Genomic DNA, 19,289 nt, shown 5'->3' with positions numbered 1-19,289 from the left:
TATTGTCTCCGACATACCATTTGGTAGCCAATTCTCTATACTTAACTAATTAAAAATAACGGCCAACGTGATAGGCTGCTCACATAACTAGTTCGTTATGAAATAGTTATTAAAACAGCCTGGGACCAAAATCGCCCCTTAGTCTAACCTCTTGCTTGGCAAGAGTTAAGGAAAAATACGCGCAAAATGACGATATATCGCACTATTTTTAGCTTACTAGTAGCAGCTTCTTTAACCGCTTGCGGTAACCAATCAGAATTACCAAGCAATGCAACCGAGCACGCCGTACAAGGTGCCTATGATGCAAGCTTGTCCAATGATGGAACCTTGAGCCTCGTTTCATCAGTCTCTCATGGCTTGGCTTTATGGGACCTGAACAAAAATGGACTGAAATATCAGTGGAGCCACCAGCAAGTAGAAGATAATTTAGTGCTCAGCACTGACATCAGCTTCGATAACAGTGTCGCAATCAGTGCCGACAAGGGAAACTTTGCGTTATGGGATATCAACAACGGAGAAAATATAGGTTTTTGGAAAATCAAAGATTCAACGATTCGCGATATCTCTGTGAGTAACCAAGGGCGCCACGTGTTGTACGGTAAAAGTAATGGTGTCGTCGTGCATATCGATATGCAAACAGGCCGACGCATTGAGTTTTTAGGCCACCAAGAGAAAATTAATGCAGTCGACCTTTCCCCTAACGGTTATTACGCCCTCACTGGTTCTAATGATTATGCTGCATTTTTATGGGACACACGTACAGCACAAGTGATCCACCGGTTTAACCATCCAAGTAGAGTTACCCGAGTGACATTAGATCCCAAAGGGCGCTATGCATTTACAGCCGATAGTCAAAAACAGGCTCGCATTTGGGATTTGCAAACAGGGCAAATGATTTCTAACTTGCAATATACAAGTCGTCAGCAAATTTTCAGTGCCGCACGCTTTAATGACGATGGCAGCTTACTCTTAACGGGCTCACCAACACGAAAAATTGCACTTTGGGATGCAAAAACAGGTCAACAATTACAAACATGGTACGTCACTCCCCGAAAAGAGTCTCGACCTCAATCGGCGGTGGTGTATGATGTCGCCTTCAAAGCTGATGGACACACTATTATTAGCGAAAGTTCCAGTGGCCTAGCGGAAACTTGGCAAATAGAGAAGAAACAATGAGTGATTTAGAAACCCGAATTTACGAATTAGAAGCCAAAGTGGCCTTCCAAGATGAAACCATTGATATTTTGAATGACGAAATCCGAGAACACCAAAAAATCATTGCGATTATTCAGCGTCAAACCCAGTTATTAGCCGAAAAAATTAAAGAAGTTCAAAATGCACCTAGTGGCGACGCACAATTAGTCGAGCCTCCGCCGCCGCACTATTAAACTACTCAGGCTTAAACACGCCAATGACTTGCTCAAACTGGCGTGTTGATGCTTGCACCGCTCCATCTGGCTGAGTCATTTTATGACCACACGATAAACACTCCACTTTTTCAACATCATGCTCTTTATAAAGCTGCATCATATCCATGGTTTGACATTCAGGGCACACAGCACCTGCTATAAAACGTTTTTTTTGCTTCATTATTGCGCCCAACACGACTGACTCTCTCACTATTTTAACCCTGTTTACGTGCACACAACAGCGCTAATTATCGCCGAAGCTACATTTAATACGTTTAGCTATAACCATTTCGATCGCTTGCTTGATATACTAATGCCAATTTTCAATGCTATAGAACATATCATGATCCAAATTTCGCAACTCGAACTTCTACGCGGTGCAAAGCCTCTATTAAAAGACGCCAATGCTACTTTATACCCAGGTCATAAAGTCGGCTTAGTAGGAGCCAATGGATGTGGTAAATCTAGTTTATTTGCATTACTCAAAGGTGAGTTGCACCTAGATAGTGGTGATTGCAAAGTGCCAAAGGATTGGAGTATCTCTTCAGTCAAACAAGAAACCCCAGCATTAGAAATATCTGCGCTTGAGTATGTATTGCAAGGTCACGTTAACTACTACAAACTTCGTGAACAATTACACTTTGCTGAAAAAAATCAAGACGGCGAATTGCTTGCCAAAGTCCACCAGCAACTCGAGGTCGTTGGTGGTTACTCTATTGAAGCCAAAGCAGGTGAGCTTTTACACGGTTTAGGTTTTAGTAACGCTCAAATTACCTTACCTGTCAGTTCTTTTTCTGGTGGGTGGCGCATGCGCCTCAATTTAGCTCAAGCTCTTATTTTTGAAGCCGATTTATTATTACTTGATGAGCCAACAAATCACTTAGATCTTGATGCCGTCTATTGGTTAGAGCGATTTTTAAAAGCCTATACCGGTACTTTAGTGCTAATTTCTCACGACAGAGAATTCCTCGATGCCGTCATTGATGAAATCTGGCACATTGAAAACCAAAAAATCAATGTCTACAAAGGCCATTATTCACAATTCGAACGCCAAAAAGCAGAACGATTAGCACAACAACAAGCGAGCTTTGAAAAACAGCAAGAGCAAATCGCTCATCTCGAAAAATTTATCGCTCGCTTTAAAGCAAAAGCCAGTAAAGCCAAGCAAGCCCAAAGCCGGGTTAAATCGCTTGAGCGTATGGAAAAGCTCGCTCCGGCTCACGTCGACTCTCCTTTTGACTTTGAATTCGCCGAACCTTTAGCGCTTCCCAACCCGCTTATGACGCTCGATCAAGCTAAAGCAGGATACGGTGAGATTACGATTTTAGACAGCATCAAACTGAACTTAGTACCTGGAAGCCGAATTGCACTACTTGGTCGTAATGGCGCAGGGAAATCGACTTTAATCAAACTACTTTCTGGAGAACTCGCACCACAAAGTGGTGAAGTATTCCAACATAAAGGGCTTAACATTGGCTACTTTGCCCAGCACCAACTTGAGTCCCTCGACTTAACTGCCAGCGCCCTTTTGCATATCCAGCGCTTAGACCCCCAAGCGCCAGAACAAAAAATTCGTGACTTCCTTGGTGGCTTTGCATTTTTTGGTGATAAAGCGCTTGAACCTGTCGCTCCTTTTTCTGGAGGCGAAAAAGCTCGGTTAGTCTTAGCGATGTTAGTTTATCAAAAACCGAATCTGTTACTTCTGGATGAGCCAACCAACCACCTAGATCTCGAAATGCGACACGCCTTAGTAATGGCTCTGCAAGGCTTTAAAGGGGCAATGGTTACAGTCTCGCATGACCGCCATATGCTCAAAAATACCGCCGATGAGTATTACCTAGTCGACCAAGGTCAGGTCACCCCCTTTGGTTACGATCTAGATGAATATTATCAATGGTTATTAGCCGCAAATAAAACAGACTCAGCAATGGAGCCCAAAAACGATAAAAGCCACAGCGCAGTTAATCGTAAAGATCAAAAGCGTCGCGAAGCAGAGTTTCGTAAAGAAGTGCAGCCAATAAAAAAGAAAATCAGCCAATTAGAAAGTAGACTCGATAAAAGCACGGCACAACTCAGTGAGATCGAAATGGCCTTGGCCGATGGCACGTTGTATGAAGCAGACAATAAAGCACAATTAACGCAACTATTGGCGCAACAAGCAAAGCTTGTTCCTGAACACAATGATATTGAAGAGCAGCTTCTCGAGTTACTAGAAGAGCTCGAGAATAAAGAAAGCGCTTTTCATGCCGACTGTGATTAACACGCACGCTTTTTGGCAATTTAGTCTCGATATTTATCGCCACCCCCAAGTGGCGAAAACCCTATTAGAATGGCAAAATGTCGATAATAAAAACGTCAACCTATGCCTTTTTTTACTGTATTTAAATAGTTTAAACATACAACTATCCGCATCGCAGTTAACACAGTTAACCGAAGCACTTACCCCTTTTAATACCCAATTTACAATACCGCTTCGCACGATCAGAGCGCAGCTCAAGGCGCACCATGCAACCTCATCTCATTATGATGTCATGCGCGCTCAAATTCTGGCCACCGAATTGAGCTTTGAACAACAAGAACAACGTTTACTTATCGAGGCCTATCATCAATTCAAGCCACACCATTATGAAAAGGCCGATAATCTGGCGCTTTACATTAGCCATGGTGCATTAGCTGAAAAACCTGATCTAAATCAAATTCTCCACCAGCTCATATCTTCAGCCGAATAAACCTTGATCTAAATCAGGTCTTATTCGTCCAGCCTCTTATATCTTTACTTTATTGAAGAAATAGGAGAAACACCATGAACGTATTTTTTAGAGATTTTTTTAGCGACCCCATTTTATTTATGTCGTTTGGGATCTTAGGTGTAGTGATTGCATTGTGCCTATTTTACGTGGTCTATTTCGTCAAAAAAATTAATGAGGCTGAAGTGCCTGAGTAACGAGTTAAGCACGACGCGCTAAAGCACCAAACTAAGCTCGCTTAGTTTGGTGCTTTATTTTTTTCTGATACACTGCGCGGGTGTATTTCAAAACATCTTTAGGATTATGAACGCTAGTTTTAAACCCGCTTGGTGGATGAGCAACAAGCATGCACAAACCATACTACCTCGATTTTTTCGCCCAAAACTCGCGTTAAACGTCGAATATGAAACGCTCTCTACCCCTGATCACGACTTCCTTGAGCTCGCGTGGACTACACCAGCGATAAAAAGTGATACACGCCCATTAGCTGTCGTTTTTCATGGCTTAGAAGGTAATATCGATAGCTTTTATGCAAAAGGTATGATGAAAGCCTTGCATAGCAGTGGCTTTGATGTGGTACTGATGCACTTTCGAAACTGCTCTAAATTAGCTAATTTATTACCCCGCGCCTATCACAGTGGTGAAACAACCGATGCTCGTTACCTGTTTGAAACATTAAAAGCACGTTTTCCACACAAACCCTTAGTAGCTGTTGGCTTTTCGCTCGGAGGCAATGTGTTAGCGAAATACCTAGGGGAATTCAAACATCACAGCTTACTCAGCGCAGCCGCTGTTATTTCTGCCCCCCTCGATTTAGCGAGCTCATGTCAGGTCATTCGCAAAAGCTTAGCGAAAATCTACCAACGCTATTTACTGGGCCGCTTAAAAAAATCTACGGCGCGCAAATTACCAACGCTCGAGGCCCACTTACAATTAAGCAGTAATGAACTGGCTAACATTAACGATTTACTTGAATTTGACAATCGTGTGACAGCCCCACTGCATGGCTTTCAAGATGCAGCCGATTATTATCAGCAATCTAGCGCGAAGCCTTATTTAAAAGATATCGCAACCCCGACACTGATAGTGCATGCCCAAGACGATCCAATGCTATCAAGCCAAGCCGTCCCACTTCCTGAAGAGGTCAGTGAACATGTCGAACTCGCCGTTTCTCCAAAAGGCGGTCATGTTGGTTTTATTAGTGGTGCAAACCCGTTTAAACCCGTATTCTGGCTCGAGCAGAAAATCCCAGCCTTTTTTAAGCGAACCTTATTATGATTATCCCTTATGACGCCTTAGCAAAAGACACCCTCGACAATTTGATCAAAGAGTTCATTTTGCGCGAAGGGACCGACTATGGCGAACTTGAATACTCTACCAACGATAAAATTGCCCAAATACGTCAACAGTTAAAATCTGGAGAAGTGGTCATTGTTTATTCTGAGCTGCATGAAAGCGCCAATATCATGACCGCGCGTACCTTTGCAGAACAACCTGAAGAACAATACCCTAGCTCTGATTTTTAACGTTATTTATCGCGCAGAACTTGTAAGCCCATAAATAAACTCACACAATGGTTTTTTCACTATAAACAATAAGAAAAAACCATGAAACTCATCACTGGAATCTCTTTAATAGCGTTAAGCTACACCACCCTAGCACAACCTCACTCTGAAACAGACTTTACCCCAGCTTCCAAACGCGCCATTGAATTAACCCAACAAACCATCTTAGTCGATACACATATCGACGTCCCTTATCGCTTAGAGCATAAGTGGGAAGATGTAAGCCAAGCCGCGGGCGGAGATTTTGACTACCCACGTGCAGTAAAAGGCGGACTCAACGCCCCATTTATGTCTATCTATATTCCTGCAGGGCTCGAAAAAACGGGGGGTTCTTACGCACTGGCCAATAAACTCATTGATTATGTCGAAGCCATTGTCGGCCGCGCGCCAGAAAAATTTGCCATTGCTGATTCTGTCAAAGATGTCCATGATCATTTTAAAGCAGGCAAACTTTCACTCCCGATGGGGATGGAGAATGGCTCGCCAATCGAGGGGAAACTAGAAAACCTCACCCATTTTTATCAACGTGGCGTTCGTTATATCACTTTGGCACACTCACAAAGCAATCATATTTCCGATTCGTCCTACGACCTACGCCGCCAATGGCAAGGATTGAGCCCATTTGGGAAAGAGCTAGTAAGTGAAATGAACAAAATAGGCATGATGGTTGATGTCTCGCATATTTCTGATGAAGCTTTTTATCAGGTCATGGCTATTTCAAAAGTCCCCGTCATCGCATCACACTCTTCATTACGAAAATATACGCCCGGATTCGAGCGCAATATGGATGACAAAATGCTCCTAGCCTTAAAAGAAAATGGCGGCGTGATCCAAATAAACTTTGGATCGAGCTTTGTTACTGCCACAGCGGGGGCTTGGGGCGACCAGTTTAAAGCCAAACGCAAAGAAGCGGAGCAAAACAATGGCGCCGAAAGTTCAGCCGTTAAAGACTTTCGAAAGGCCTACTTAGCCAAAAACCCATACCCGTTTGCCTCTCTTGCGCAAGTGCTTGATCACATTGACCACGTCGTGAAATTAATTGGTATCGAGCACGTGGGTATTGGCTCAGACTACGATGGTGTAGGCGACTCTTTACCCATAGGTCTAAAAGATGTCGCAAGCTACCCAAATTTAGTGCAAGGCTTACTCGACAGAGGTTATAGCGAAGCAGATATCAAAAAAATTCTCAGTGGTAATGTGCTTCGTGTCTGGCAAGCTGTCGAAGAGTATGCGGCGCGACATTAATATGAATACGTAACGCACTGAATGTCAGTGCGTCACGATAGAATGAGTTAAACTTTAAACAAAATTAACAGCCTACCTAAATAAAAAGATACAATTTTAGTCACTGAAATCTTGGTTATCTCAAAGAGCTATGTAAAACTGATCATCGAACGATTAACAGCAGCAGATCAGGTGACAATGAATGTCCGATTTAAAAGCTTGGAAACTTATCAGTCTGTTTTGTTTGTTTAGCTTAATGCTGGGATGCGAATCAAAAGAAGAACGCACTCAACAAACAATCAAATACACACTCGAGCAAGCCTCACAAGAGATCAATACCTTAGGTGATGCGCTTGATAACCAACAAATACGTAATGCTAAACTTCTTAGTGAGTACGGCAAAGTATTAAGTCAAACTAACCCTCAACTGAGCGCCATTGCACAACTGGTCGCGCAAGATGCGACCAAGCAAGGTCCTCTATATCAAAATCTACTTACTCGGCTCAATGATCTCAAAAATCCCGATCCAGCACTTAGTAGTGCAGACATCATCGAACAAGCGTCCTTACTTCAGGAAGCCGCCAGTTTGAGCTTATTTGCAGATGCCTTGACCGATCCGATCAACGTTTTGGCTGATATGTCTAATGGCTCGCTTGCCCGCGTAGGTGCCATTAGCAAAGCCGCAGAAGATGCAGCAAATGGCGATCTCGCTGGAGCTGGAAATCAGCTGGTCGGTAATGCCAATTACGGTCAATGGCAAACAAACTCAAATGGCATTAGCTTTTGGCAGTGGTATGGCATGTACCGTATGTTTGGTGATGTTGTCGGTGCCATTGAATACGGCAGTTGGAGCAAACGCCGAAAATATAGCTATTACAATGACTATGGCCGCAAACGTTACACTGGCTATAAACAGTATAAGCAGCAGACTACTGTCGAAAATCGTACGCGCCAATCCTATAAAAGCCAAGGCAAACAATTTACTAGCCCATACGCAAAAACTAAAACAGGGGCATCAGGTTTAAGCCGCAGTAGTCACACCCCACCAGCCACGCGCAGCAGTTACTCAAAATCGAGTAGTTATGCAAAATCGAGTTCAGGCTCAGTGCGCAACAGCTCAAGTAGAACCTCGCGCGGCGTCAGCCGAGGCAAATAACGCATCAGTAGCGGAGTTTAAAAATATGTACCAAATTAACGGATTAACAGCTTGGTCAATTCAAGCACTTTTAATAGATTTTGTAATTATTGTTGCGCTGTTTGTCAGCCTCAAATTTATCAAAGGCTGGGTATCAAACCTTCACGCCAACGATGAAATTACCGAAAAAGATAACTTTGCCTTTGGCTTAAGCTTTGCTGGAGGACTGGCTGGTTTAGCTATTGTACTGACGGGTGTCACCAGCGGCGCCTTCGCTGATTCATTACTACAAGAAGCCACACAAATGGCTGGGTATGGACTAATAGGTATCGTACTGATTAAGTTAGGCCACTTCTTCCAAGATAAGGTCGCCTTACAAAAGGTTAACTTACATGATGAGATCATCAAGGGGAATATCACAGCAGCCCTTATCGACTTTGGTCATGTTATCAGTGTCGCTATTGTCATTCGCTCTGCTCTTATTTGGGTATTAACCGAAGGCTGGTATGGCTTACCTATCGTGATTGCCGCATTTGTGATTGGTAATATCTGTATGTTGCTGATTAGCCAATATCGTGTGCAACTTTACAAACGCACTAACCGCAATGGCGATTGTTTACAGCAAGCCATTTTAGATAACAATATCGCTGTAGGTATTCGTTATGCTGGCTTTTTAATTGGTAGTGCCCTGGCGCTCACCGCAGCCACAGGGATTGCCCCGTACATCGCGGACAATATCAATTCAAGCTTAATTTATTGGACGCTTTCAGCGCTTGCTAGCTTAGTGGCTTTCATTATTTTGCACCTTGTAATGATTAAAGTCATTTTAGCGGGCAAAGATATTTCCGATGAAGTCAATCGCCAAAAAAATATAGGGGTAGCAACCATATCCGCAGCGATTTCCTTTGCTGTGGGTATCACAATGGCGACGTTACTCGGTGCCTAAATCTTGACGACATCAACTTCACCTAGCACACCTGTTGTGACCAGCAATCTCAAATTGCTAGGTCACGACATCCTCCTGATTAGTGTCATGGCCATCCTCGCTGGTTGCGGCCTTATCTATGAATATTTACTCTCTCATTACGCTGGCCGTATTCTCGGATCAGTTGAAAGTGCTATTTATGCCATGATCGGCACCATGATTGTCGCTATGGGGATAGGCGCATTTTTAGCGCGCTGGTTTAAAGACCCATTCACTGCATTTGCGTGGTTAGAAAGCCTAATTGCCCTGCTTGGTATGAGCAGCATTTTGATTATCGCTAGCATCATTGCCGTGAGTTACACGCTCCCCCATACCTTTGCAAGCCTATACAATTTGCCTGCAGACGCCGTACTTGATGGTGCCTTGTTTGAGCAATTTCAAAGTTTTGCCCGCTTTTTGCCGTATATTTTTGGTTTAATACTCGGCATCTTTATTGGTATGGAAATCCCTTTGATTGCACGGATCCGTCAACACGTTTATGGCCGGTTTTTAGAGAACAACGCCGGAACTATTTACGGTGCCGATTACATCGGCGCAGGAGTCGGCGCCGCTATTTGGGTACTTGTGATGTTGGCACTTCCAATTATGCAAGCGGCTGCTTGGACTGCATTATTTAATGTGATTGCGGGGCTGATTTTTTTATGGCGCTATCATCAGTATGTCCGTTTCGCGAAATTATTACTCATTTGTCATCTGCTACTACTGGGTTTATTTGCACTCTTTTTGTTCTATGCAACCACCTGGATGAAAGACCTCAGTAATGTACTTTATAAAGATAAAGTGATTTATTCAGAGTCAACCAAATATCAACATGTGGTGATTACTGAGCGTTTAAGTCGCACACAAACCGCGCCTATTAATGATTTATTTCTCAATGGCCGCTTACAGTTTTCCAGTGCAGATGAACAAATTTACCACACCATGCTAGTCTACCCTGCGATGTTAGCAGCCAACCGCCATGATCGCGTGCTCATAATTGGTGGCGGCGATGGCTTAGCCCTACGAGATGTCCTCAAATGGCCTGTTAAACAAGCCACCTTAGTCGATTTGGATGGGCAGCTTCTGTCCCTATTTGGACTAAAAGGAACTAAATTTCAAACGCCACAGGCAATTACAGACAAATTGATTACGTTAAATCACGATGCTTTGAACGATACACGTGCACAAGTAATTGTCGCTGACGCCTTTTTAGAAGTGGAGCACATGCTCGACCAAGGCTTACAGTTTGATAGCATCATCATTGACTTACCCGACCCAAATCACCCAGATCTCAACAAACTGTACAGTGATTATTTCTATAACCATGTTAAACAACTTTTAGCACCTGATGGCGCGTTAGTGATCCAATCAACCTCCCCCTATCACGCAAAAAAAGCGTTTATTAGTATTGCTAAAACAGTCAAACATGCCGGGTTTGCCCATGTAGAGCAATATCAGCAAAATATTCCGTCATTTGGACAGTGGGGATGGACGATAGCCACCCGAAGTGGCCAACCTGCCAGTGCGCGCATTGCTCAAGTAAGTGATTTCCCAGTGCAAAGTAACTGGGTTAATCAAAAATATTTACACGCCGCTTTTGCGTTTCCAAACAACTTTTTTTCTTCAAATAAAGAGATAGAAGTCAACAGGTTGGGCTCTGGTGTTCTGTATGATTATTATCGTCAAGCATGGCAAACAGAATCTGAATTATATAAAAATTAACAGCACAGTGTTGACATAATATGTCACCTGTGCAAATCTTAACTCAGACATATTATGTCAAAGTGAATAAGGTAAAAAAGATGGATTTAAACGAATTATCAATCAAACTGGCGTCGTTCGAAACCGAAGGCGCAAACTTTGAATCATTCTTAATCGCCAATCCAGGTGAGCAAGAAGTTTTACAAGTGATTGTAGATGGAAATGACGAGTTACCTATTTTCGTTACACAAACACAAGAACAGTTGTTATGCATCAGCTATTTGTTTAACGAAAGCGAAGTCAAAACTGAATTAAGAAATGAATTAAACGAAGCACTTTTAAAGCTGAATGTTCCGATTCCTTTAAGTGCTTTTGCCAAAATTGACGATCAATACGCCATTTTTGGTGCCCTAGCCGTCAGTTCATCATTTGATGAAGTTACGCATGAGTTAGTGACATTGGCCGATAATGCAATTGATGCATTAGATGCCGTTACAGCTTATTTAAACGAATAATGGTGGAGTAAAAATTATGAGTATTTTAAAGAAATTATTTACAGCTGTTCGTGGTGGTGCAAGAGAAGTTGGTGAGTCAATCGTTGATGCCAACGGTATCCGCATTTTTGAGCAAGAAATCGCCGATGCACAAAATGCATTACAAAAAGCGAAAAAGAGCCTGACTGAAGTCATGGCTAAAGAAATGCAAACTAAACGCAAAATCAGTGCATTAAATGACAGCATTGCAGAGCACGAAACCTATGCAGGTCAGGCGCTTGAAAAAGGCAACGAAGCCTTAGCACTAGAAATCGCCGAAAAGATTGGTGATTTCGAAACTGAAAAAGCCGAGCACGACCAAGTCTTAGCCGGATTCAGCAATCATATTGTGGCATTAAAGCAACAAGTTAAAGATGCTGAGAAATCAATTAAAGAAAACCAGCGTCAGCTCACTATGGTTAAGACCACAGAAAGCGTGCAAAAAGCGACCATGGCGGTCAACAGCACATTAAACACCAACGAGTCATCAATGACCAATGCTCGCCAGTCACTGGAGCGTATTAAACAGCGTCAACAAGATCGCCAAGATCAGTTAGGGGCAGCAAAACAACTTGAAGCTGCAACAAATGGCGATGATTTAAAAGCTAAATTAGCCGAAGCAGGCATTGGTGAGCAAAACCAAAAAAGTAGCGATATCCTCGCTCGCATCAAAGCGAAACAAGCGCAATAAGCTATAACGTAAATTCAAAGGAGGCTTAGCCTCCTTTTTTGTCTATCAACTTTAATCAACAGGTGAATTATGTTTGGTTTTTTTAAATCTAAAAAGCCGGTAGAGCGCCAACTCACTCACGCTAGCCAGTTAAAAACCGGTGATATGCTGACGTTAATTGATTCCTTTGCTTACCCTAACTGGCTAAAAGGACAGACCTTAAAAGTAACAGATGTCCAAACATACCAATATCAACACAGTGCCGAGTACGAATTCGTGTTAGAAAGCGAATCAGGAAACGTGGTATTTCTACAAATTGAACGTGAAGATGGCGAAGAGTTTGCTAATTTTTCGATCAAAATCCAACGCGATGATGTGGCTGAGATTTTCACACTCGATGAATTTGCTCGTATATTTGATGAAGAAGAATTAACACACATTACGACAGCTTCGACACCAGAGACTTTTGAGCGCTTTTTAGCGTCATCATACAAGCAATCAGAAGCACCCTATGTTTGTTATTTTCACAATAAAGATTACCGCCAGTTATCATTGCCGCGGTATCAGGACGAAAGCGGTGAACCCTGCGAGGTGATCAGTTTGATGTCTGATGATGAAAACCACAGTATTAATATCGAAATCTGGGAAGGGGGTGAGACTGAGGTATCGCTGACTTTAAGCCGTCCGATTAGTGATATTGTAGACTTATTCCCAGGACAGGCATCGTGACAGATAAACAGGCCAAATGGCAACGGCAAGAACAAGCTGTTCGTGCCACGCAAATGGCATTTGACTTAAGCAGTGAAGTTCAAAAAAGCATAAAAAAACAAGCGATTGACGAAGAGCTAACGCCTTCAGATATGATCAGAAAAATACTTGCTTTAGATGTTAAATCAAAAAAAACACGTCAACGATTATCGTTTAATTTAAGCGATGAAGAAATTATACAACTGGCACAACGCTTTGATGTTGATCCTGATGATAAGCGTGCCGTAAAGCAACAAGTCGCAGAGTTACTAATTCAGCATACAAAACCTACCAAATAACTGTAGACACAACTCTTACATTCAAAACCCGCTGTAGCGGGTTTTTCATTTAACCACGTCATTCTTCATAAAAGTTAAGATTAACCCAACCTTTTGTCCCGATATTTTTTGACTAAAAGTATTTACTTTTTTTAACCACATGTTAAAAAGTAACGAGGTATGGTTTATTTTATGTTATTTATTACGCAACACTAAAATATTATTTGTAACTAGCTTGGTATGTCGGGTCGTTTTTCAGCCCTGTAGATATCCTATTGACAAGATAAATCAGACAACAACAAGAAAAAGGGAAAAGCATGTCAAATACAGCGTTCAATCAACACACAGTCAAACGGTCGAGGCTTAGCCTTGCAGTTACATCTGCCATTTTGGGTCTTTGCCCTTTGCTTTTGGCTGCAGAAACTACGCCCAACAGTGACAGCGATGTCAATAAAGTAAAAAAAGAACAGCCAATTGAAGTCATCGAAGTCGAAGGTATTCGAGGAAGTATTTTTAGCGCTCAAAATCTCAAGCGTTATGCTGATACAGTCAAAGATGTTATTACCGCATCCGATATTGGCGCCTTACCCGATAAATCGGTCACCGAAGCACTTCAACGGGTGCCGGGTGTGACGATTGAACGCTTTGCATCATCAGATGACCCAAAACATTATGCTGATGAAGGTACAGGTGTACTGGTGCGCGGTCTAGATCGTGTCCGTTCAGAGGTCAATGGCCGTGATGCCTTCAGCGCTAATCCATCAGGTGGATTGAGCTATGAAGATTTTCCTGCTGAATTACTCGGCGCGGTTGAAGTCGTTAAAAACCAAACGGCAGATCTGATTTCCGGTGGTATTGCAGGGACCGTCAACCTAATTACTCGTAAACCATTTGATTCTGATGAACAGTTAATCTCATTTAATGCAAAAGCAAATTATGGTGATTTACGCGAAGAGGTCACCCCATCTTTCTCTGCATTATTTTCCGATACTTGGGAAACAGAAGCTGGTAGGTTTGGCTTTTTGATCGCTGGCTCACAATCTGAATACAAGACTCGTGGCGATGGAGTAGGTTTAGGTAACTTCCATTCTCGTGGTGATGCATTTTTACCAACGACTGATCAGTGGGGTGGGATTACGGGCGTCGATCCAAGTTCACCTGTCGATGGCCCGGCTTTACCCGGTCAGCCTGCAGGTAGTATTTGGCATGTTCCGGTTGCAGTTCACATGAGTACCGCAACCAATGATCGTAAACGAACAGGGATCACAACATCTTTACAATGGGCCAACACAGATGAAACCATCGTCGCAACACTTGAGCACATCAGTTCAAAAGCGTCATTAGAGTGGAATGAACGCCAAATAGGACAAGCTGCACAAGGCTTTAAGGGCTTCATGGGCTCTTCTCAAAACTGGATGAATGACGAAGCTAATGGCTTTCCACTGACTACTGATGACGGCTTTGTTACTTCGGGTATTGCGCTGGGTGTCAGTCCAGAAACACCTTTTTTCTACCGTAGTCGCTGGAATTACAACGAGAATATGGTTGAAGATACCTCGTTTAAGGTAACAATTAAGCCCATCGACCGCCTGACTATCGATTTAGACTATCAGCACGTTGACTCTGAAAAAGAAGTGCAAAATTACAGTATGTCAGGCCAAACTCGGGGCAACCATGTCCATGTTGTCTCGCCATACTTCTTAGATACTCGCGGTTCACGCCCAACAATTGAATTTCTAAATGATAATATTCTCACTCCAGGATATTCACCAAATGAGGATTGGAATGGTCCTGTACCGAACCTTTTCCTTGGTAGTGGCATGGAGCAAGTTGAACACAACACCGCAAAATCAGATAGCTTTCAGCTTGATCTTAACTATGAACTCGATGGAGCTTTTACAAGTGTTAAATCAGGGCTTTATTTGTCCGACAAAGACTTAACTGTAAGAGATACGGCTTATGAAGGCTGGTCAGCGATTGGTACCCCATGGGTTCAAGCTGATAGAAACGCAGCCTCTGCAATCGAGCGCCCAGAGTTATTCGAACGGGTCGATTTTTCAGACTATTACAATGGTAAAGTACTCCAAGGTAATGTGAACAACTTCCTGTTCCCTCGTATGGACTTAGTAAAAAATTATGCTGAATCATTGCGCCAAGGGTGTAGAGATCGTTGGCATAATGCAACAAATAGCGCCGCCAACAATGGCAGCTGTACAGGCACATACGTCCCTTATGAAGACAAACCAAACCGAGTTGAAGGTCCTTATGCTGCGCACAATATTAGTTCAACCAATGAAAAACGCACTGAGTTTTATATTCGAGGTGACTTCGACTTTTTAGTTCAAGATATGCCATTAGTGGGAAACATCGGCTTACGATATGTCAACTACCAGCTAGAATCGACAGGTGCGTTGGTTCAGCCACCTGAAATTAAGCGAGGCGAGCCTGGATCGTCATTGAATAATGTCATGCAACAACCTGAATATAAACGATATTATGACTTAGCAACTGGTGAATCTGAGCTTTCAACGGTTGATGGAACGGACTACTCGTCCGTTCTACCGAGTTTGAACTTAAGTTTAGGAGTATCAGATGATGTCGTAGTACGTTTTGGTGCCTCTAAAGCCTTGTATTACCCAAGCTTAGTAGATGCACGTAACATCAGTATTATTAACCTTGATTACACTCGTAGACTACAAACCCCAGGCGCTGATTATGACGAAGTAAATAACCCAGTTGTTGGGTTAGATGACATTGAACTCTCTGCGTTATCTGGCAATACCTATATCGAACCTGAAAAAGCCGTTAATCTCGATCTCACTACTGAATGGTATTTTGCACCAGCGGGTTATGTCACGGTTGGCCTTTTTCACAAAAAATTAGACGACATCATACGCAATCGAGCTTTTGATCTTGATATTGCTTACAACGGTGAACAATATAATGTCTCTGCGTATGGGCCTGCAAATACAGGCTCAGGGAAGATTCGCGGTGCAGAGTTCTCCTACTCACAATTTTACGACATGCTCCCAGGTGCATGGAGCGGTTTAGGATTTCAGTTTAACTATACCTATATCGATCAGAATGGTTTAGAGGATCCAAATGAAATATCAAATGGTACTTTAGGCTTTGATGAAAACGGCAATCCTATTGCAGACAATCGCAACACGTTCCGAGTCTTTAGCGATTTACCTCTACAAGGATACTCAGATCAAAATCTCAACTTGATTGGAATGTATGAATATCAGGACATTTCTTTTCGTCTTGCATATACATGGCGCTCAGAGTACTTACTGACACTGCGTGAATCTGAGGAGTATGTTCCTGCGTACGCTGAAGCGTCTGGGATGATGGATGCGAGCTTATACTACACCATCAACGATAATTGGAAGATTGGCATTGAAGGCAGTAACTTGTTAGATACTGAAACAAAAACTCAATATCAAATGGATCAGGATGGAACAAGAACTCAAGCACTTAGTTTCACTACTGACCGCCGCTTTGCACTCAGCGTAAGAGCAACATTCTAAAAGTTTAATCAAATTACTCAATCGAACACCACGGTTTATACCCTGGTGTTCTTTTAAAGCCCTCCTTATCAAGATTATTACTTCAAACCTATTTTAATCATGCCAAACGCTTTCATCTGCAGCCCTTAACCTTAAAATAAATTCATATCTGTTCAGATTTAGATATCACACAATCGGCAATTGAGCTCAGTGTCGAATAATAGGTATGTACAGTAAGAAATAGAATGAATGATGCTACCAGAGTGTAACGCGATGAGATTAAACACCAGACAGCAAAAAGCCCGACTCATTGAGTCGGGCTTTTCTTAATAGGAGCCTGGCGATGTCCTACTCTCACATGGGTAATCCCACACTACCATCGGCGCTGTTTCGTTTCACTACTGAGTTCGGAATGGGATCAGGTGGGTCCAAAACGCTATTGTCACCAAGCAAAATTTTGCCGCTTTACCGCTTTCGCCGTAAAACTAAATTCGGAAGGCTGATTTTAAAATTGTCTACTTCAGTCTATCTAACTTCTTGCTTATTCATCAGTGCTTCATACAAACCACTTTGGCGTTGTATGGTTAAGCCTCACGGGTAATTAGTATAGGTTAGCTTAACGCCTCGCAGCGCTTCCACATCCTACCTATCAACGTTGTAGTCTCCAACGGCCCTTTAGTGGAGTTAAACTCCAAGTGAGAACTCATCTCGAGGCTCGCTTCGCGCTTAGATGCTTTCAGCGCTTATCGATTCCGAACGTAGCTACCGGGCAGTGCCATTGGCATGACAACCCGAACACCAGCGGTTCGTCCACTCCGGTCCTCTCGTACTAGGAGCAGCCCCTCTCAATTCTCAAACGCCCACGGCAGATAGGGACCGAACTGTCTCACGACGTTCTAAACCCAGCTCGCGTACCACTTTAAATGGCGAACAGCCATACCCTTGGGACCGACTTCAGCCCCAGGATGTGATGAGCCGACATCGAGGTGCCAAACACCGCCGTCGATATGAACTCTTGGGCGGTATCAGCCTGTTATCCCCGGAGTACCTTTTATCCGTTGAGCGATGGCCCTTCCATTCAGAACCACCGGATCACTATGACCTACTTTCGTACCTGCTCGACTTGTCCGTCTCGCAGTTAAGCTTGCTTCTACCATTACACTAACCGTACGATGTCCGACCGTACTTAGCAAACCTTCGTGCTCCTCCGTTACTCTTTGGGAGGAGACCGCCCCAGTCAAACTACCCACCAGGCACTGTCCGCAACCCCGATTAGGGGCCTACGTTAGAACATCAAAACTACAAGGGTGGTATTTCAAGGACGACTCCACAACAACTAGCGTCGCTGCTTCAAAGTCTCCCACCTATCCTACACATGTAGGTTCAATGTTCAGTGCCAAGCTGTAGTAAAGGTTCACGGGGTCTTTCCGTCTAGCCGCGGGTACACAGCATCTTCACTGCGATTTCAATTTCACTGAGTCTCGGGTGGAGACAGCGTGGCCATGGTTACACCATTCGTGCAGGTCGGAACTTACCCGACAAGGAATTTCGCTACCTTAGGACCGTTATAGTTACGGCCGCCGTTTACCGGGGCTTCGATCAAGAGCTTCTCCGAAGATAACCCCATCAATTAACCTTCCGGCACCGGGCAGGTGTCACACCGTATACGTCATCTTTCGATTTTGCACAGTGCTGTGTTTTTAATAAACAGTCCCAGCCACCTGGTTACTGTGACTGCCAACAGCTTAAGGAGCAAGTCCTATCACCGTCAGCAGCGTACCTTCTCCCGAAGTTACGGTACTATTTTGCCTAGTTCCTTCACCCGAGTTCTCTCAAGCGCCTTAGTATTCTCTACCTGACCACCTGTGTCGGTTTGGGGTACGATTCAGCATGAACTGAAGCTTAGAGGATTTTCCTGGAAGTATGGCATCAACAACTTCACTACCGTAGTAGCTCGTCTCGTATCTCAGTCTTAAGAACCCGGATTTGCCTAAGTTCTCAACCTACTTACTTTTACATGGACAACCAACGCCATGCTTGCCTAGCCTGCTCCGTCTCCCCATCGCATTCATGCCGAGTACGGGAATATTAACCCGTTTCCCATCGACTACGCGTTTCCGCCTCGCCTTAGGGGTCGACTCACCCTACCCTGATTAACATGGGATAGGAACCCTTGGTCTTCCGGCGTGCGGGTTTTTCACCCGCATTATCGTTACTCATGTCAGCATTCGCACTTCTGATACCTCCAGCAAACCTCCCGGTTCACCTTCAACGGCTTACAGAACGCTCCCCTACCCCGCATACATAAGTACGCAGCCGCAGCTTCGGTGGTATGTTTAGCCCCGTTACATCTTCCGCGCAGACCGACTCGACCAGTGAGCTATTACGCTTTCTTTAAAGGATGGCTGCTTCTAAGCCAACCTCCTGGCTGTCTGGGCCTTTCCACATCGTTTCCCACTTAACATACACTTTGGGACCTTAGCTGGCGGTCTGGGTTGTTTCCCTCTTCACGACGGACGTTAGCACCCGCCGTGTGTCTCCCGGATAGTACTTTACGGTATTCGGAGTTTGCAAAGGGTTGGTAAGTCGGGATGACCCCCTAGCCTTAACAGTGCTCTACCCCCGTAAGTATTCGTCCGAGGCTCTACCTAAATAGATTTCGGGGAGAACCAGCTATCTCCCGGTTTGATTAGCCTTTCACTCCTAGCCACAAGTCATCCCCTAACTTTTCAACGTTAGTGGGTTCGGTCCTCCAGTTGATGTTACTCAACCTTCAACCTGCCCATGGCTAGATCACCGGGTTTCGG

Annotated in this window: 17 protein-coding genes and 2 rRNA genes (1 of these 19 only partly in view); 16 read left to right on the top strand and 3 right to left on the bottom strand. The window is 43.7% G+C overall.

The annotated features are described in order from the left end of the window. Positions 1–186: 186 nt before the first annotated feature. Together AC3KVK_RS00285 and AC3KVK_RS00280 are read left to right on the top strand one after the other, a co-directional pair. On the top strand, positions 187–1,176 hold the full coding sequence (locus AC3KVK_RS00285; RefSeq protein WP_490313504.1) for a WD40 repeat domain-containing protein: 990 nt from the start codon (positions 187–189) through the stop codon (positions 1,174–1,176). Beyond that, positions 1,173–1,388 carry a SlyX family protein gene (locus AC3KVK_RS00280; RefSeq protein ID WP_490313505.1) on the top strand — a complete coding sequence of 72 codons (216 nt, stop codon included), beginning with the start codon at positions 1,173–1,175 and terminating at the stop codon, positions 1,386–1,388. The genes AC3KVK_RS00285 and AC3KVK_RS00280 overlap by 4 nt, the downstream gene beginning before the upstream one ends. Position 1,389: 1 nt before the next feature. Here AC3KVK_RS00280 and AC3KVK_RS00275 read toward each other — a convergent pair whose 3' ends face one another. Continuing rightward, complete coding sequence (locus AC3KVK_RS00275) at positions 1,390–1,590, bottom strand: YheV family putative zinc ribbon protein (RefSeq protein ID WP_086745989.1); 201 nt, start codon at positions 1,588–1,590, stop codon at positions 1,390–1,392. 162 nt (positions 1,591–1,752) lie between these two features. Between AC3KVK_RS00275 and AC3KVK_RS00270 the strand changes: the two genes are divergently transcribed. From AC3KVK_RS00270 to AC3KVK_RS00205, 14 genes are all read left to right on the top strand, one after another. Then, a complete protein-coding gene (locus tag AC3KVK_RS00270) occupies positions 1,753–3,669 on the top strand; it encodes an ATP-binding cassette domain-containing protein (protein WP_490313506.1) in 1,917 nt (638 codons plus the stop codon). Next, the gene (locus AC3KVK_RS00265; protein WP_490313507.1) at positions 3,653–4,138 is read left to right on the top strand and encodes a TIGR02444 family protein; all 486 of its coding nucleotides are present in this window, start codon (positions 3,653–3,655) and stop codon (positions 4,136–4,138) included. The genes AC3KVK_RS00270 and AC3KVK_RS00265 overlap by 17 nt, the downstream gene beginning before the upstream one ends. Before the next feature lie 74 nt (positions 4,139–4,212). Continuing rightward, positions 4,213–4,353: a hypothetical protein gene (locus tag AC3KVK_RS00260; protein ID WP_490313508.1), complete on the top strand. Its 141-nt coding sequence runs from the start codon at positions 4,213–4,215 to the stop codon at positions 4,351–4,353. Positions 4,354–4,459: 106 nt separating this feature from the next. Further along, on the top strand, positions 4,460–5,434 hold the full coding sequence (locus AC3KVK_RS00255) for a hydrolase (protein ID WP_490313509.1): 975 nt from the start codon (positions 4,460–4,462) through the stop codon (positions 5,432–5,434). Beyond that, on the top strand, positions 5,431–5,682 hold the full coding sequence (locus AC3KVK_RS00250; protein ID WP_490313510.1) for a YheU family protein: 252 nt from the start codon (positions 5,431–5,433) through the stop codon (positions 5,680–5,682). The genes AC3KVK_RS00255 and AC3KVK_RS00250 overlap by 4 nt, the downstream gene beginning before the upstream one ends. Positions 5,683–5,763: 81 nt before the next feature. Continuing rightward, positions 5,764–6,966 (top strand): dipeptidase, encoded by a 1,203-nt coding sequence (locus AC3KVK_RS00245; RefSeq protein WP_490313511.1) that lies wholly within the window; start codon positions 5,764–5,766, stop codon positions 6,964–6,966. Positions 6,967–7,147: 181 nt separating this feature from the next. Continuing rightward, positions 7,148–8,101 carry a CHAD domain-containing protein gene (locus tag AC3KVK_RS00240; protein WP_490313512.1) on the top strand — a complete coding sequence of 318 codons (954 nt, stop codon included), beginning with the start codon at positions 7,148–7,150 and terminating at the stop codon, positions 8,099–8,101. 25 nt (positions 8,102–8,126) lie between these two features. Then, the gene (locus AC3KVK_RS00235; RefSeq protein ID WP_490313517.1) at positions 8,127–9,026 is read left to right on the top strand and encodes a DUF350 domain-containing protein; all 900 of its coding nucleotides are present in this window, start codon (positions 8,127–8,129) and stop codon (positions 9,024–9,026) included. Between the two features lie 87 nt (positions 9,027–9,113). Continuing rightward, entirely contained in the window at positions 9,114–10,766 is a 1,653-nt protein-coding gene (locus AC3KVK_RS00230; protein WP_490313519.1) for a polyamine aminopropyltransferase, read from the top strand. Between the two features lie 80 nt (positions 10,767–10,846). Next, positions 10,847–11,260: a YjfI family protein gene (locus AC3KVK_RS00225; RefSeq protein WP_490313513.1), complete on the top strand. Its 414-nt coding sequence runs from the start codon at positions 10,847–10,849 to the stop codon at positions 11,258–11,260. A gap of 16 nt (positions 11,261–11,276) precedes the next feature. Beyond that, positions 11,277–11,969, top strand: a complete 693-nt coding sequence (locus AC3KVK_RS00220) for a PspA/IM30 family protein (protein ID WP_490313514.1) — start codon at positions 11,277–11,279, stop codon at positions 11,967–11,969. Positions 11,970–12,038: 69 nt separating this feature from the next. After that, a complete protein-coding gene (locus tag AC3KVK_RS00215) occupies positions 12,039–12,677 on the top strand; it encodes a hypothetical protein (RefSeq protein ID WP_490313515.1) in 639 nt (212 codons plus the stop codon). A gap of 53 nt (positions 12,678–12,730) precedes the next feature. Then, a complete protein-coding gene (locus AC3KVK_RS00210) occupies positions 12,731–12,994 on the top strand; it encodes a hypothetical protein (protein ID WP_490313520.1) in 264 nt (87 codons plus the stop codon). 296 nt (positions 12,995–13,290) lie between these two features. Continuing rightward, complete coding sequence (locus AC3KVK_RS00205) at positions 13,291–16,503, top strand: TonB-dependent receptor (protein WP_490313516.1); 3,213 nt, start codon at positions 13,291–13,293, stop codon at positions 16,501–16,503. 314 nt (positions 16,504–16,817) lie between these two features. Here the strand turns inward: AC3KVK_RS00205 and rrf are convergent. Both rrf and AC3KVK_RS00195 read right to left on the bottom strand, forming a co-directional pair. Then, positions 16,818–16,932 (bottom strand): 5S ribosomal RNA (rrf, locus tag AC3KVK_RS00200). A 130-nt stretch (positions 16,933–17,062) separates the two neighbouring features. Then, a 23S ribosomal RNA gene (locus AC3KVK_RS00195) occupies positions 17,063–19,289 on the bottom strand; it runs 657 nt beyond the window's last position.

The organism is Pseudoalteromonas sp. J2K-J979, assembly GCF_058169715.2.
Note: the sequence above shows the minus strand (reverse complement) of the source record. Positions and strands in the feature narration are given on the sequence as shown.

Excerpts from the sequence above, each read along its gene's own strand:
- AC3KVK_RS00285 (WP_490313504.1), top strand. The coding sequence starts at position 187 with ATGACGATATATCGCACTATTTTTAGCTTACTAGTAGCAGCTTCTTTA.
- AC3KVK_RS00280 (WP_490313505.1), top strand. The coding sequence starts at position 1,173 with ATGAGTGATTTAGAAACCCGAATTTACGAATTAGAAGCCAAAGTGGCC.
- AC3KVK_RS00275 (WP_086745989.1), bottom strand. The coding sequence starts at position 1,590 with ATGAAGCAAAAAAAACGTTTTATAGCAGGTGCTGTGTGCCCTGAATGT.
- AC3KVK_RS00270 (WP_490313506.1), top strand. The coding sequence starts at position 1,753 with ATGATCCAAATTTCGCAACTCGAACTTCTACGCGGTGCAAAGCCTCTA.
- AC3KVK_RS00265 (WP_490313507.1), top strand. The coding sequence starts at position 3,653 with ATGCCGACTGTGATTAACACGCACGCTTTTTGGCAATTTAGTCTCGAT.
- AC3KVK_RS00260 (WP_490313508.1), top strand. The coding sequence starts at position 4,213 with ATGAACGTATTTTTTAGAGATTTTTTTAGCGACCCCATTTTATTTATG.
- AC3KVK_RS00255 (WP_490313509.1), top strand. The coding sequence starts at position 4,460 with ATGAACGCTAGTTTTAAACCCGCTTGGTGGATGAGCAACAAGCATGCA.
- AC3KVK_RS00250 (WP_490313510.1), top strand. The coding sequence starts at position 5,431 with ATGATTATCCCTTATGACGCCTTAGCAAAAGACACCCTCGACAATTTG.
- AC3KVK_RS00245 (WP_490313511.1), top strand. The coding sequence starts at position 5,764 with ATGAAACTCATCACTGGAATCTCTTTAATAGCGTTAAGCTACACCACC.
- AC3KVK_RS00240 (WP_490313512.1), top strand. The coding sequence starts at position 7,148 with ATGTCCGATTTAAAAGCTTGGAAACTTATCAGTCTGTTTTGTTTGTTT.
- AC3KVK_RS00235 (WP_490313517.1), top strand. The coding sequence starts at position 8,127 with ATGTACCAAATTAACGGATTAACAGCTTGGTCAATTCAAGCACTTTTA.
- AC3KVK_RS00230 (WP_490313519.1), top strand. The coding sequence starts at position 9,114 with ATGGCCATCCTCGCTGGTTGCGGCCTTATCTATGAATATTTACTCTCT.
- AC3KVK_RS00225 (WP_490313513.1), top strand. The coding sequence starts at position 10,847 with ATGGATTTAAACGAATTATCAATCAAACTGGCGTCGTTCGAAACCGAA.
- AC3KVK_RS00220 (WP_490313514.1), top strand. The coding sequence starts at position 11,277 with ATGAGTATTTTAAAGAAATTATTTACAGCTGTTCGTGGTGGTGCAAGA.
- AC3KVK_RS00215 (WP_490313515.1), top strand. The coding sequence starts at position 12,039 with ATGTTTGGTTTTTTTAAATCTAAAAAGCCGGTAGAGCGCCAACTCACT.
- AC3KVK_RS00210 (WP_490313520.1), top strand. The coding sequence starts at position 12,731 with ATGGCATTTGACTTAAGCAGTGAAGTTCAAAAAAGCATAAAAAAACAA.
- AC3KVK_RS00205 (WP_490313516.1), top strand. The coding sequence starts at position 13,291 with ATGTCAAATACAGCGTTCAATCAACACACAGTCAAACGGTCGAGGCTT.